The following is a 13,625-nucleotide window of genomic DNA, read 5'->3' as shown; positions in this document are numbered from 1 at the left end:
TCTGCTTATGCATAAATCGGGTGGGCGCCGCAGAGGTCAGCAACGTCCCGCCGTGCGGTCTCATAGAGCGCTGCCCGGCTCGTCTCATCTGCGTCCGCGGCATCGAACAGATCCGCGATGAGATTGCCAATCTGTTCAAACTCCGCCAGGCCAAAGCCCCGGGTTGTGCCCGCGGAGGCACCGAGCCGCAGACCTTTCCATTCGGATGGCTTTGCGCTGTCGAACGGGATCGGGTTCTTGTTCGACGTGATGTTTGCCGCACCCAGCAGATCCTGGGCCCGTTGGCCACTCAGACCCTTCGAGGAGACATCGACGAGCACGACATGGGTGTCGGTTCCGCCGCTGACGATCTCGACACCACGGCGCTGAAGCGTCTCAGCGAGCTTGTGGGCATTGGCTTTGACATTGGCACCATAGGTCTTGAATTCGTCGGTCAGCGCCTCGCCCAGGCACACCGCCTTTGCTGCAATGGTTGCCAGATGAGCCGAACCCTGCACGCCGGGGAAGACGGCGGATTGGAGCTTTTTGAAAAGATCCTCACGATTGGTCAGGATGAGCCCACCGCGCGATCCGCGAAGCGTCTTCGTCGTCGTGCAGGTCACAATGTCCGCATAAGGCACGGGGCTCGGGTGGACTCCGGCCGCAACCAGCCCCGCGAAATGCGCCATATCCACAAGGTAGGTCGCGCCCGCCGCATTCGCGATTTCGCGCATCCGGGCGAAGTCGATCTCCCTCGGATAGGACGAGCCACCCGAAATGATCAGTTTCGGTTTATGCTCAAGCGCGAGCTGCTCGACATTGTCATAGTCGATCCGACCCGTCTCACGCGTGACACCGTAAGACACGATTTTGAACCAACGGCCGGATTGATTGGGCTTTGCGCCGTGGCTCAGGTGACCGCCGGCGGCGAGGTCCAGGCTCAATACCGTGTCGCCCGGCTGCAGCAGGGCAAAGAACACGGCCTGGTTTGCCTGTGTGCCGGAATGGGGCTGCACATTGGCGAACGAACAGCCGAAAAGCTGCTTTGCCCGGTCGATGGCCGCCTGCTCGACGACATCGGCGAAATCGGCTCCGCCATGGAAGCGATTGCCCGGATATCCCTCGACGGTCTTGTTCGTAATGACGGAACCGAGCGCCTCGAGCGATGCAAGGCTGACCGAATTCTCGGAGGCGATGAGCTCGATCTGCCCTTGCTGCCGCTTCTTTTCGTTCTCCAGAGCCTGATGAACAAGGGGGTCACGTTGGGCAAGGCTGCCCTGGAAATATTCGGTGGTCATGGGTCTCTCCGGTCCCTGTTGGGTCATTGTGAGAGACGCTAATCAGGTCAAAGCTTCAGAAAAAGTGAGTAATGTTTGCATATATATTTAGCTATGCTAATCTATTAAAAACGGGAGGATGCTGTGGACCTTGGCCGCCTGCGCGCTTTGCGCGAGCTTTCACTGCGCAGAACAATGGCAGCCGTCGCCGAGGCGCTATATGTGTCCCCCTCCGCGGTTTCCCAGCAAATATCTCTTCTGGAAGAAGAGGTTGGCATCAAGCTGATCGAACGGCGCGGGCGTGGTGTAGAGCTTACGGTAGCTGGTCAGAATCTGGTCCGGCGCGCGGATCGGATATTTGCAGAGATCGAATCCGCCCGTGCTGACATTGCTGAACTCAAGCAGGTCATTGCGGGCGAACTGCGGGTTGCCGCCTTCCCCTCTGTCGCGGCCGCGCTTATCCCGCGCACGCTTCGCTCCCTCAGCGGAGAGCACCCACAACTGGCAATCCTCTTTGAGGAGATGGAGCCCGAGCAAAGTCTGGCAGCACTTCGGAGCTGGCAAACGGATGTGGCTCTGATCGACGATCTGAATGTGCCCCCCGGTGCGCTGGACCCGAGCATAGAAACACTGCCGCTGATGGAGGATGTATTCCACGCCATCGTCGGGCCGCAGCATCCTTTGGCAAACATTCCCACGACCAGCCTGGACACCTTGCGTGGTGAGCCCTGGGTGATTGATACTGCGTCTTCAAACTACACAAGAATGCTCACCGAGGCCTGTCAGGCCGTCGGCTTCTCGCCCCGCATCATCGCAAGGTGTAAAGGGTTTGAGGTTACCGTTGCGCTGATCCGGGAAGGATGTGCGATTGCAATCCTTCCCGGACTTCGTGCCAGCCACGATCTCGAGGATGTATGGGTCTGCCGCCTGACACCGGAGATCCGTCGCCGAATTTTCGTAGCGTTTCGCAAAGGCGAGAAACGGAGCCCGGCATTGCAGGCATTTCTTACCGAACTGAAGCAGCAGGCAAAGAACTGAGCCTCAGTGCTTCAGCACGCGCGACAGGAAGCTCCGTGTTCGTTCGTTCCTGGGGTTGTCGAAGAACTCATCGGGCGTGCCGCTTTCGGTGATGCGGCCCTGATCCACATAGATCACCCGATCACTCACTTCCCTGGCAAAGCCCATTTCATGGGTGACAATCATCATGGTCATGCCCTCGCGCGCCAGTTCACGCATGACGTCGAGGACCTCGCCCACCATCTCCGGGTCAAGCGCACTTGTCGGCTCATCGAACAGCATCAGATGCGGTTCCATTGCGAGTGACCTAGCAATGGCCACGCGTTGTTGCTGGCCGCCGGACAGCGCGCCCGGAAACTTCAGGGCCTGATCCCGCAGACCCACGCGCTCAAGCAATTGCATCGCCTGCGCCTCCGCCTCGCTCCTGGATTTACCCCGCACCCGGATCGGGCCAAGGGTGATATTCTGCAGGACGGTCAGGTGGGGGAAGAGGTTGAACTGCTGGAAAACCATGCCAACGCCCTTCCGGATCTCCCGCAGACCTCTGGTTTCGCCAAACTCCCGCTCCTCCGCCCGTGGCATCTGGAAGCCATCCACCGTCAGCGAGCCGGACTGATATTCCTCAAGCCCGTTGACACATCGGATCAGCGTGGACTTCCCGGATCCGGAGGCGCCCACGATGACCAGAACCTCACCGCGGCTCACGGTCAGATCCACCTCTTTCAACACGTGAAATGAGCCGTAGAACTTGTTGAGGTTGGCAATGCTTACGATGGCTTGCTCATTCCCGATCTTCATTTGCGCGACCCCTTGCTCAGTTTGGTTTCCAGCCTGCGTGCCTGAAATGTGATGACGCTCCCGACCGCGAAGTAGACGAGGAACAGGAAAACGTAGACTTCATATGTTCTTGCGCTGTTCTCGGGATTTGCGAGGATCATCTGGCCGGCCCGGAGGAAATCCGTCAGGCCGATGATGAACACGAGCGGCGCATAGTTGAAGATGTCGAGGATGTTGCCAACCAATCCCGGGACCGCAACGCGCAGGGCCTGAGGCAGGATCACGATGCGTTTGGAATCGAAATCCGACAGGCCAAGTGACTGCGCCGCCTCCGTCTGCCCCCGCGCAACGGATTGCAGGCCCGATCGAATAAACTCGGCGGAATAGGCCGAATAGAAGAGGGTAAAGCCGATCAGGCCGCGGACCACATCCGGAATGGGAAATTGCGGCAGGATCAGGGGGAAGGCGACCCAGATGCAATAGACCACGAGGATCAGGGGAACCGAACGCATGACCTCGATATAGGCGGTGCAGAAGGCGCTCAGGCTGGCAATGCGACTTTGGCGCCCGAAGGCCAGAAGGACGCCCAGCGGAATGGTGAGCAGGGCGGCCGTCAGGGTGAGGATGATCGACAGGAGAAGCCCGCCCCAGCTTGACGGGCCAGCAGGCGACAAGACCAGCAACACCGTAATCAGGACACCGAAGGATATCCCCGGGAGATTGTCCCGAAGCGCTTCACTGCGGCAGCCCAGTGCCCAGACCCCGAAGAATGCCGCAACAACAATCGCGCTTTCAGGCGCGATCCGGGACGTCCAGGCGGCCGCAATCAGCGCGATACCGATTGAAGCCAGGCCTGAGAGGAGAGCTTTGCGTCCAAATGGCATTGTCGCGGCGCTGGCGAGGCCCACGAGGCCCGCAATCAGCGAGACCGCAATCCATACCAGCCACATCTGCTCTGACGGGAAAAGACCGGTCATGAGCACTTTCATACTGTTTATGATCACGGACCAGTCGGCCGCCGCTATAGCCCATTCCAGAAAACTCCACGCGGCCCAGGACATGAGCGGGATCACGAGAAGCGTCAGAGCGATATCGACCGGCTTCGAGAAGAGGTTTACGTGAAGCCAACGGCCTGCTTTGCCAAATGCTGACATCACCGGACTCCTGGGATTTTCATGCGACGGTTAATTAGGTTCATGGCAAGGCTGATGATCCAGCTCATCACCAGATAGATCGCCATCGCTAGGAGAACCCCCTCAAGGCTTCGTCCGGTCTGGTTCGAGACCGTGCCATAGACATTGAACAGGTCCGGATATCCGATGGCGATGCCGAGCGATGTATTCTTGGCGAGGCTGATATATTGATTGCCGAATGAGGGCAGGACGACACGGAACACCTGGGGCAGCACCACGTCGCTCAGCACGTTTCTGCGAGATAGCCCGATAGAATCCGCCGCCTCCCACTGTCCTCGCGGCAGGGCCTCGATCGCGCCACGCACGATTTCGCTGATATAGGCGGCAGCGTTCACCGTGATTGCAATCAGCAAAGCGGCATATTCTGCACTTATGGAGAGACCTCCGGTCGCCCGGAACCGGCCCGCCTCCGGGAAATCGACGCTCAGCCTGAAACCTGTCAGAAAGGCGATGGCCAGCATGATGACAGCCCCGGCGACCAGCCATCCGCGCCTGGCACGCTGTGCGGGCAGGATGGCGGCGATAGCGAGGATCGCCCCCACAAAGGCCGGCAGCATTGCGTAGCCACCGTAAGGAAGCACTGCCGGGAGCCAGATCCCCTGCTGGCTGATGATCGCCCCCCAGAACTCCGGCGCGTCACGCAATGTGGGAAGCTTCAGTATAACCGCGATATACCAGAAGGTCAGCTGGATCAGCAGCGGGGTGTTGCGCAGGAACTCGGTCGCTCCGAAGGCCAGATTGCGGATGAGCCAGTTCGTCGAGAGGCGGGACACACCCATCAGGACGCCCAGAGCGGTCGCAAGGACAATTGCCGCAACTGCCACCTTGAGGGTATTGCTCAAACCGGCGATCAGTGCTTGCGTGTTGGTGAGATCTGACGAAAAGCGGGTTAGGCCATCTTTGGTGACCGTGAGCCCCTCGGATATCTCGAACCCGGCCGGTGCGGTCAGGAAGCTGAAACTGAAGTTGACACCTCTTGCCGCAAACCCATCACGAACCGTGACGCCGAGCAGCACAACAAGTGCGAACATGATGCCGATCACGCCAAACTGCATTGCAGCCCGGCGGATGCGGCGCATCCGTAGAGAATTTATGGAGAACATGCCGCCTCGCATGGAAGGATTGTCGCCCACCTCATCGGCAGGGGGTCGGAACAAAAAGGCGCGCGCAAAAAGCGCGCGCCCTGAGAGGGCTCAGTTCCAGAGGGGTGAGATCATTGCGCCGCCTTCGCTCCAGAGGGCGTTTGGCGTGCCTTTCCGCTCGATGGCCAATGTCGTATCCGGACCGAGGTTGCGGTCATACATCTCGCCGTAGTTTCCGACCTGCGTCACGGCCTGCTCGATGAAATCCGCCGGGATACCGAAGTCGGCCCCAAAAGTGCCCTCGACACCCAGGAACTTACGGATTGCTGGATCCTCCGAAGCCTTGAAGGTCTCGACATTCTCCGAGGTGATGCCCGACTCTTCGGCTTGGATCAGCCCGTAGCTGATCCAGCGCAGCGCATTGCGCCACCGGCTATCATTCGCAGCAACGAAGCCCGCGAATGGAGATTTCTCGATGATTTCCGGCAGCACGACATAGTCATCCGGCTTGGCCGAATTGCCGCGCCAGGCCGCCAGCGCGGACTTGTCGGTGAACATCGCATCGCAACGGCCGCTGTCCAGAGCACCGAAGAGCTTCTCCAGATTCTCGTAGGTCAAAACCTGATTTGTCCAGCTATTCGCCTTGAGCATATTCGCGATCGCGGCCTCCGTGCTCGACCCTTGGGTAGTGCAAAGATTTGCACCATCGAGATCAGACATCGCCGAGACTCCGAGCGAGGCCTTCACCATCGCACCGGTGCCGTCCCAGAACATGATCGGCAAAAAGTCGACCGTAATTGCGGATTCCCGCCCCGGCTTGATGGTCGTATGCGCGAACACCACATCCACCTGGCCGGTCTGAACCGCCGTGAACCGGCTCTTGTCGGTCACGGTAACAAAGTTGACCTTCGTCGCATCGCCGAGCACCGCGGCCGCGACAGCGCGGCAGAAGTCGACATCAATCCCCTCCATGGCCCCCGTGGCGGTATTCAGATAGCCAAAGCCGGGCGCGGTGTTGTCCGTTCCGCAGTTGAGTGTCCCGCGCTTCAGCACATCATCCAGAACGTCGGCCGAAGCCGGGACTGCAGCGAGGATGGTGAGCGTAGTGGCAATTGCAAGTTTCTTCATGGTTCAAGCTCCCTACTGTTTCTGATGGCTGGAAGGCCCGGTCGGGTTGTTTTTGGGTTCCGACTTCATGTTCGGGACTGGCTTTCCGCCCCTTCATCGACGGTAGGTAGGGCCTAATGTTCAGTCCAGTTAATTGGATTCAATATAAGCATTAGCAATTATGTTCATTTTCGTCGGATCTGATCTGATGCGAACAGGGCGGGAGGGCGATGCTGATGCGCCGGAGCCACCATAATGCATTGCCCGCGCCGATAACCTCAGACGTTCAAAGTGCCAGCACTGACGGTGAGGGAATGCCGTTTCCTGACATCAGTAAATATTTCGAACGCTCGATTGATTTATATGGCGAGCAACGATAGTCTCATTTGATGTGCAACTCGAGGAGGCTTGCGCAACGCGAGAGAGAGGGCGCCGGGGAGGGTGCCCGCTCTGCCACATCAGAAAGGCTGTGCTGTTTTGCTGTCGGGACAAGCCTTTGTGCGTCCCGGGCGTCACTATAAGGAGGAGGATGACGTGAAAGCCGCTATATTCACAGGGGCAGGGCGCCCTTTGACCATCAGGGAAATTCCAAAACCAGAACCGCGAGAGGGGGAGCTGCTTGTCCGCGTTGCAGCCTGCGGGATTTGCGGATCGGATCTTCATGCGACCGAAGAGGGGGTGTTCCTTCAGGAAGAGGGAACAATCCTCGGCCATGAATTTTCCGGCGTGGTTGAACAATCGGCGGATCCGGCATTTCCGCCGGGCACGCGGGTGACGGCCGTCCCGGTCAATCCCTGCGGCAGCTGCGCCCAGTGCCGCGAGGGGTATCCGATGATGTGCGCGACGAACAGCATCACCGGCCTCGCAAAGGATTTTCCGGGGGCTTACGCCGAATATATCACCCTGCCGGCGCGCTATGCAGTCGCGCTTCCCGATGCGGTCAGTTTCGATGAGGGCGCCACGGTCGAGCCGCTGGCGGTCGGGCTGCATGCGGTCGACAATGCCAATATCCGGATCGGCGATCGGGTGCTGGTCATTGGCGGCGGGCCGATTGGCCAGGCGGTCGCGGCCTTTGCCCGTGCGGCCGGCGCGGCTTCGGTCATCCTGTCCGAGCGCGCCCCGGCGCGCCTGAAAGCGGGGCCGCTTTTCGGCGCGACCGGCACGATTGACGCGGGCCAGGAACAGGATGTGGGCGCGGCTTTCGCGGCCCTCGCAGACGGGCCGCCGGATGTGGTTTTCGACTGTGTCGGTGTGCCGGGCATCATCCAGAAATGCATTGGCCTTGTCCGGGCGCGGGGCACCATCGTGGTGGTCGGCGTCTGCATGAAGGAGGATACCCAGATCCCCTTCACCGCGATCATGAAAGAACTGCGGCTGCAATATGTGCTCGGCTACAAAGAGAACGATTTCGCGCGGGTGCTGGCGGCCCTGGCTGCGGGTCTTGTCCGGCCTTTGCCGATGATCACCGACCGGCTCACATTTGAGACCTTGCCAGCGGCATTTGAACAGCTGCGCAGACCCTCGGATCAGATCAAGGCGATGATTTTCCCTTGATACTGGATCACTGATCCCCACTCCCCGGTCGCGGGTCACAGAACCGGCCCCGGAGCGCGTCACCACCGTCAAAACAGGAATCATCGGCGGCCCGCAGCGGTCGCCCAATCAGCCATGGCCGTGGCCCGGGACAAGGGCTGCCGCCGGACAGGGAGAGGACAAATGACACCAAACACTTCAACAAAACCCGGCCGTGCGCCGGCCTGGGGAAGGCGGCACAGCGTCTTTCTCATCATCTTTTTCGTCAATTTCACCATATGGCTGGATGAGGCGGTGCTGGCCGCGCTGACGCCCTATTGGGCCGAGGCGCTCCATCTGACGCCTGTGCAGATCGGGACCGGATCGGCGGCCTATCTGTTGGGCTATTTCCCGACGTTGCTGGTGGCGGGCGTGCTCTCCGACCGGTTCGGGGCGCGGAGTCTGTTGCTGCTGTCGGTGCTCGGATGCAGCATACTGAGCGCGGCGATGCTCTGGGTCCATGATTATCCGACGCTCTTCCTGCGCAATGTGGTCTTCGGCGTGTTCTTTGGCTTCCTCTGGGCGCCTTGCAACCGGATCATGGCGCTCTGGCTGCCGGTGCAGGAGCGGACGCGTTTTGGCGCGATCTGGTTTTCCAGCACCATGCTGGCTTTCGCGGTTGCCGCACCGCTGGCTTTGTGGATCGCACGGACCTGGGTCTGGGAGGATGCCTTCCTTCTGGTGACAGTGCTGGGGGTTCCGGCCTTCCTGCTCTTGTATTTCGGCACCAGAGACCGCCCGGAAGAAGAGCCGCGCGTCACAAAGGAAGAGCTGAGCGTGATCTATGCCGGTGTTGACCCCGATGCAGCGAAAAGCCAGTTCAGCTGGGCCGCACTTGGTAATCTGCTGCGCAGCCGCAGCGTTGTGGCTATGGTGATCGCAACCCTTCTTGCCACAGCTCCGACCTGGTTTCTGGGGGCCTGGGGCTTTTACCAGCTGATCAATGTCTACAAGCTTGAAGGCGATACGGCCTCTTTCTTCATCTCGCTGGGCTATTGCACCACCGCCGCCTATGGGTTTTTCCATGGTTGGGTGTTCCAGCATATCTTCGGCGGGCGATGCCGTCCGACGCTTGCGGCGGGGCCGGTCATTGCGGGAATCGGCTTTCTGATTGCCGCCACCACCTCGAACCCGATCGTCTTTGCTCTCGCGGTGTTTGGCGTGGCAAATCTGGCGAACCCGTTCTTCTGGGGCACGATCAACGCCTATTGGACCCAGATCGCAAAGCCAGAATATGCCGGCACGCTGAACGGCATTTCTGCTGCCGGTCAGGTCGCGGCGGGCTATGTGCTCCTGAGCCTTTCGGGCGGCTGGGTCAGGCCGCTGGACGTGGCGGGGATACGCGCGCTGGACACGATCTGGCTTGTTGGCGCGATCATGTTCTTCCTGACGCTGGTTCCGGTCTTTATCGCGCGCGGGGTGCAGGTGGAGTTCCGATCCGCCGGGCGCGACTGACCCGTCCTGCGCCGGGCGGCACAATGTCGCCCGGTCACTTTCCAGGCTGATATGGGGCGCCCGCTGGCCGGAGGCCCCATTTTGCCGTTCAAAGGGCGGTGCCTTTCACTATGGCGCGGTCGAAAAGGGTGATCACCGCCTCGGCATATTGCGCGGGCGAGACATTGCGGCGCCGGTATTTGCCGTGTTTCACATACCAGTCCTGCAACAGGGGCTTGAGCAATGCCGCCGTCAGCCCGACATCATCAATCGCAAACACCCCGCGTTGCACGCCGTTTTCCAGTGCCGCGGCAAAGATCTTCTCGGTTGCAAGCTCGCCATCCATTGCCAGATTGCGTTCGGCCTCGGCGAAGAACCGGGCTTCCATATAGGAAAATGTGAACCAGGCATGCATCTTGTCCGTCACCTCGATATGGGTGCGGATCAGCCAGTGCAGATAAGCGACCGGGTCTTCGGAAAGATCCTCGGGCGGGTGGTTCAGGGCCTCGACAATCGTGCTGGCCACTTCGGTGATCATCATCCGCAAGAGCGAATTCTTCGAATCGAAATAGGCGTAAAGCCCGCCCATCGACATGCTCGCCTCGGCCGCCAGCTCGCGCAGGCTGGTGGCGTGAAACCCCTGGCGGCGCGACAGCAGAAGGGTCGCCTCGACGATCCGCATCAGCTTTGGCAGCGCCATCCGCTCTTTCTGCACGCGGATCGTGTCCGGATTGCGTTCCAGCATGCGGCGACAGATCTCGCTTGTGTCCAGGGTATCTGTGACGCGCAGGGTCATATACGGCTCCAGGCTGCTAAAAAATCGAGCGACCGATTTATTTATTGACTCGAAGAATGATAAGAGCCTTAATGGAAAAAGAGAAGGGATGCGCGCCGGGGGGAGGAACCAATGGCCGCGATCCTGAAAGCTCAAGCTGACATTGGCAGGGCGCAAAGGGGCAGCCCTTTGGCACCGGCATGCACCTTGCCCAGGGGAGGAGTAAAATGGCACCAATTTTCAAAACCCAGATCGTCCCGTCATCCTATGACAAGGACTGGCTGGCCAGACTTTACGGCATGATGGTGCGGATCAGGAAATTCGACGAGAACCTGATCCGTCTGATGAATGAGGGTAAGGTCTCGGGATTCTATCATTCCGGCATCGGGTCCGAGGCGGTTTCGGCCAGTTCCATCGCCAATCTGCGCGACGATGATTATCTGTTCTACAACCATCGGGGCTGTAACCAGATGATCGCCAAAGGCGTGCCGCTGGCAAAGCTTTATGGTGATTTTCTTGGCACGCTGGAAGGCACCACCCGCGGGCTTGGCGCCGGGATCGTCCACAGCGCCGATCTCTCGCGCGGGGTCATGGGCCAGGCCGGCACCATCGGCTCGCAATTGTCGATCAGTCTGGGCACGGCCTATTCCTCGAAATGGAATGGCAATGACCGGGTGACGGCGGTGTATTTCGGTGAAGGCGCGGCGTCCGAAGAGGCGTTCCACGGCGCGATGAACTGGGCGGCGCTTTATAAGCTGCCGATCATTTTCATCTGCGAAAATAACCAATATGCGATCTCGTCACATTGGCGGGAAACCCATGCGGTGCGCGAACATATCGCCGATTGGGCGGATGGCTATGGCATCCCAAATCTGGTCGTCGACGGCAATGATGCGCTCCTGATGTATGAGGCCACCCGCGAGGCGGTGGAACGTGCACGGGGCGGCGGCGGGCCGACCTTTATCGAGGCCGAAACTTTCCGGCATCGCGGGCATTTCGAAGGCGATCCCTTTGACTATGTCGATCCGGTCCTGATGAAGGAATGGGTCGAGAACCGTGATCCGGTCAAGAATTTCAGGGCCTTGCTGGAGGAGCGCGGTGCCCTCGGCGCGGCGGCCCTGACCGCGATCGAAGAGGCAACGGATGCCGAGGTCGCCGCTGCGATCGACCTGGCCGAGGCGGCGCCTCTGCCCCCGCGTGAGCGGATTTTCGAAGGTCTGTATTCCTGAGGGGGGAGAGAGTCTCATGGCCATGATGAATATGCGCGAAGCCATTGTTGAGGCGCTTCGCGAAGAAATCGCCCGTGATCCCAGTGTGATCCTGTTTGGCGAGGATATCGGCAAATTCGGCGGCGTGTTCGGCACCACGAAAGGGCTGCATGCCGAATTCGGGGATCGCCGGATCTTTGACACGCCGATTGCGGAAAAGACCATTATCGGCGCGGCGCTCGGGATGGCGATCACCGGAATGCGTCCGGTGCCGGAATTGCAATTCGGTGATTTTGCGGGGCTTGCCTTTGACGAGATCTACAACAAGCTCGGCAAATGGAAATGGATGCATGGCGGCGATATGCGCGTGCCGGTCACGGTGCGCCTGCCCATCGGCATCGCGGGGGGTGCAGGCCCGGAACATTCCCAAAGCCCGCAGGCTTTGTTCGTCAGCGGGCCGGGTCTTTATATTGCAGTGCCCTCAAATGCGGCTGATGCGAAAGGGATGCTGAAAACCTCGATCCGCGAGGATAACCCGGTGCTCTTTTTCGAGCATAAGGTGCTTTACACCCAGAAATGCGAGGTGCCCGAAGGCGATCATATCGTGCCGCTTGGCAAGGGCAATCTCTGTCGCAAAGGCGCGGATCTGACCATCATCGCCACCGCAACGCTCGTCGGCACGGCGATAGAGGCGGCGACTGCACTGGCCGGGGATGGAATTGACGTTGAAGTGATCGACCCGCGCTGGCTGAAGCCGCTGGACGAGGATCTGATCCTCAGCTCCATCGCGAAAACCGGGCGGGTGCTGCTGGTGCATGAGGATGCAAAGACCGGCGGAACCGGGTCGGAGATTGCCGCGATCATCGCGGAAAAGGCGCTGTTTGATCTGCGGGCCCCGATCCGCCGTCTGGCCGGCCCCGATGTGCCGATCGCGCAAAGCCTGCATCTTGAACAGTTCTACCGCCCGAGCCGCGACGAAATCATCGCGGCGGCGCGTGATCTTATCCGGTTCAGGTAAGGGGGGCGCCATGTATATCGTTCGCATGCCGCGCCTTGGCATCACGATGGAAAGCGGCAAGGTCGGCCGCTGGATCGTCGCAGTGAACAGCCCGGTCAAAGCCGGTGATCCGCTTTTCGAGATGGAGACCGACAAATCCACCGTCGAGATTGAGGCCCAGGCCTCGGGGATCTTGCGAAAGCTGCTGGTGGAACTGGATCAGGAGATTGCGGTCAATACCGCAATCGCCGTGATCGCGGGGGAAGATGAGAAGATCGACCTCGCCGGGGTTGACCTCGCGGGCGACCCTGAGGAGGGCACCGCACCTGCACCGGAATCCGCGCCGGTCGCCGCCGCACAGACGGAGCCTGCCGCTGCTGCCCCGGACCGGGTGCGTCTTTCGCCCTATAACCGCAAATTGGCGCAGGATCTGGGACTGGAGGTTGAAAGCCTTGCCGGGCTTGAGATCAGCGAAGAACTGATCCGCAGCATGGCTGCCGATCAGACCCGGCCCGCCCCCGCGGGCGATGCAGATTATGTCGAGCTGACCTCGATCCAGCGCGCGATGAGGGCGCATATCACCGCCAGCTGGACCTCGATCCCGCATTTTGTGCAGATCCTCAGCGTCGACATGACCAATGTGCTGAAGCTCAAGGGTGCCTTTGGCAAGGCGGGGCTGAATGACATCCTCGTCAAGATGGTGGCCGATACCGCGGCGGATCATCCAATGATCAATGGCCGGCTGGAGGGGGACCGCGTCCGCATCGGCCGCAATGTGAATGTCTCGGTGGCGGTTGCCACGCCGAAGGGCCTTGTCGTGCCAGTGGTGCACGCGGTCGAGACGCTTGGCGTCCAGGATGTGAACACGGCCATCGCGGCGCTGGCGGCAAAGGCGAAAGGCCCCGGCCTCGCGCCCGCCGATACCGAAGGCGGCACGATCACCTTCTCCAACCTCGGGGCTTATGGCGTGGAATATGGCACGCCGGTGATAAATGGGCCCCAGGCGGTTCTGGTCTTTGCCGGGGCCATCGTGAAGACCGTCACCGTGGGCGAGGATGATGCCATTCGCATCACGCCGGTCATGCGGCTTTCCATCGCCTTTGATCATCGTTTCATCGACGGCATGACGGCGGCGGCGTTCACGTCTGATCTGAAAAAACGGCTGGAAAGCCTCAACCCGACGGCCTTTGGCTGACGCGCGGAGATT

General features: G+C 60.2%; 12 protein-coding genes. 6 read left to right on the top strand and 6 right to left on the bottom strand.

Going from position 1 to position 13,625, the window contains the following annotated elements; genetic code table 11:
• Positions 1 to 5: 5 nt before the first annotated feature.
• A complete protein-coding gene (gene glyA / locus BLW25_RS17210; protein WP_092902444.1) occupies positions 6 to 1,277 on the bottom strand; it encodes a serine hydroxymethyltransferase in 1,272 nt (423 codons plus the stop codon).
• Between the two features lie 123 nt (positions 1,278 to 1,400).
• Between glyA and BLW25_RS17205 the strand changes: the two genes are divergently transcribed.
• Positions 1,401 to 2,294, top strand: a complete 894-nt coding sequence (locus BLW25_RS17205; RefSeq protein WP_092902442.1) for a LysR family transcriptional regulator — start codon at positions 1,401 to 1,403, stop codon at positions 2,292 to 2,294.
• A gap of 3 nt (positions 2,295 to 2,297) precedes the next feature.
• On the opposite strand, the gene BLW25_RS17200 is transcribed toward BLW25_RS17205, so the two are convergent.
• The 4 genes from BLW25_RS17200 to BLW25_RS17185 all read right to left on the bottom strand — a co-directional run bounded on the left by BLW25_RS17200 (position 2,298) and on the right by BLW25_RS17185 (position 6,453).
• Positions 2,298 to 3,071 (bottom strand): amino acid ABC transporter ATP-binding protein, encoded by a 774-nt coding sequence (locus BLW25_RS17200; RefSeq protein ID WP_092902440.1) that lies wholly within the window; start codon positions 3,069 to 3,071, stop codon positions 2,298 to 2,300.
• Positions 3,068 to 4,204, bottom strand: a complete 1,137-nt coding sequence (locus tag BLW25_RS17195; protein ID WP_092902438.1) for an amino acid ABC transporter permease — start codon at positions 4,202 to 4,204, stop codon at positions 3,068 to 3,070. The genes BLW25_RS17200 and BLW25_RS17195 overlap by 4 nt, the downstream gene beginning before the upstream one ends.
• Positions 4,204 to 5,322, bottom strand: a complete 1,119-nt coding sequence (locus BLW25_RS17190; RefSeq protein WP_216279406.1) for an ABC transporter permease subunit — start codon at positions 5,320 to 5,322, stop codon at positions 4,204 to 4,206. The genes BLW25_RS17195 and BLW25_RS17190 overlap by 1 nt, the downstream gene beginning before the upstream one ends.
• Positions 5,323 to 5,436: 114 nt before the next feature.
• Positions 5,437 to 6,453 (bottom strand): transporter substrate-binding domain-containing protein, encoded by a 1,017-nt coding sequence (locus tag BLW25_RS17185; protein WP_092902434.1) that lies wholly within the window; start codon positions 6,451 to 6,453, stop codon positions 5,437 to 5,439.
• Positions 6,454 to 6,873: 420 nt separating this feature from the next.
• Between BLW25_RS17185 and BLW25_RS17180 the strand changes: the two genes are divergently transcribed.
• Together BLW25_RS17180 and BLW25_RS17175 are read left to right on the top strand one after the other, a co-directional pair.
• A complete protein-coding gene (locus BLW25_RS17180; RefSeq protein WP_366268352.1) occupies positions 6,874 to 7,986 on the top strand; it encodes a zinc-dependent alcohol dehydrogenase in 1,113 nt (370 codons plus the stop codon).
• A 162-nt stretch (positions 7,987 to 8,148) separates the two neighbouring features.
• Positions 8,149 to 9,459: an MFS transporter gene (locus BLW25_RS17175; protein WP_171909623.1), complete on the top strand. Its 1,311-nt coding sequence runs from the start codon at positions 8,149 to 8,151 to the stop codon at positions 9,457 to 9,459.
• An 88-nt stretch (positions 9,460 to 9,547) separates the two neighbouring features.
• Here BLW25_RS17175 and BLW25_RS17170 read toward each other — a convergent pair whose 3' ends face one another.
• Positions 9,548 to 10,234: a TetR/AcrR family transcriptional regulator gene (locus BLW25_RS17170; RefSeq protein ID WP_092902428.1), complete on the bottom strand. Its 687-nt coding sequence runs from the start codon at positions 10,232 to 10,234 to the stop codon at positions 9,548 to 9,550.
• A 206-nt stretch (positions 10,235 to 10,440) separates the two neighbouring features.
• Between BLW25_RS17170 and BLW25_RS17165 the strand changes: the two genes are divergently transcribed.
• From BLW25_RS17165 to BLW25_RS17155, 3 genes are read left to right on the top strand one after another with little or no spacing between them, the layout of a single operon-like run.
• Entirely contained in the window at positions 10,441 to 11,442 is a 1,002-nt protein-coding gene (locus BLW25_RS17165; protein WP_171909622.1) for a thiamine pyrophosphate-dependent dehydrogenase E1 component subunit alpha, read from the top strand.
• A 16-nt stretch (positions 11,443 to 11,458) separates the two neighbouring features.
• Complete coding sequence (locus tag BLW25_RS17160) at positions 11,459 to 12,439, top strand: alpha-ketoacid dehydrogenase subunit beta (protein WP_092902424.1); 981 nt, start codon at positions 11,459 to 11,461, stop codon at positions 12,437 to 12,439.
• Positions 12,440 to 12,449: 10 nt separating this feature from the next.
• A complete protein-coding gene (locus BLW25_RS17155; protein ID WP_171909621.1) occupies positions 12,450 to 13,613 on the top strand; it encodes a dihydrolipoamide acetyltransferase family protein in 1,164 nt (387 codons plus the stop codon).
• The last annotated feature ends 12 nt before the right edge of the window (positions 13,614 to 13,625 follow it).

The sequence above is a fragment of the Rhodobacter sp. 24-YEA-8 genome, from assembly GCF_900105075.1.
Classification (GTDB): domain Bacteria; phylum Pseudomonadota; class Alphaproteobacteria; order Rhodobacterales; family Rhodobacteraceae; genus Pseudogemmobacter.
Note: the sequence above shows the minus strand (reverse complement) of the source record. Positions and strands in the feature narration are given on the sequence as shown.

Excerpts from the sequence above, each read along its gene's own strand:
- glyA (WP_092902444.1), bottom strand. The coding sequence starts at position 1,277 with ATGACCACCGAATATTTCCAGGGCAGCCTTGCCCAACGTGACCCCCTT.
- BLW25_RS17200 (WP_092902440.1), bottom strand. The coding sequence starts at position 3,071 with ATGAAGATCGGGAATGAGCAAGCCATCGTAAGCATTGCCAACCTCAAC.
- BLW25_RS17195 (WP_092902438.1), bottom strand. The coding sequence starts at position 4,204 with ATGTCAGCATTTGGCAAAGCAGGCCGTTGGCTTCACGTAAACCTCTTC.
- BLW25_RS17190 (WP_216279406.1), bottom strand. The coding sequence starts at position 5,322 with ATGCGCCGCATCCGCCGGGCTGCAATGCAGTTTGGCGTGATCGGCATC.
- BLW25_RS17185 (WP_092902434.1), bottom strand. The coding sequence starts at position 6,453 with ATGAAGAAACTTGCAATTGCCACTACGCTCACCATCCTCGCTGCAGTC.
- BLW25_RS17175 (WP_171909623.1), top strand. The coding sequence starts at position 8,149 with ATGACACCAAACACTTCAACAAAACCCGGCCGTGCGCCGGCCTGGGGA.
- BLW25_RS17170 (WP_092902428.1), bottom strand. The coding sequence starts at position 10,234 with ATGACCCTGCGCGTCACAGATACCCTGGACACAAGCGAGATCTGTCGC.
- BLW25_RS17165 (WP_171909622.1), top strand. The coding sequence starts at position 10,441 with ATGGCACCAATTTTCAAAACCCAGATCGTCCCGTCATCCTATGACAAG.
- BLW25_RS17160 (WP_092902424.1), top strand. The coding sequence starts at position 11,459 with ATGGCCATGATGAATATGCGCGAAGCCATTGTTGAGGCGCTTCGCGAA.
- BLW25_RS17155 (WP_171909621.1), top strand. The coding sequence starts at position 12,450 with ATGTATATCGTTCGCATGCCGCGCCTTGGCATCACGATGGAAAGCGGC.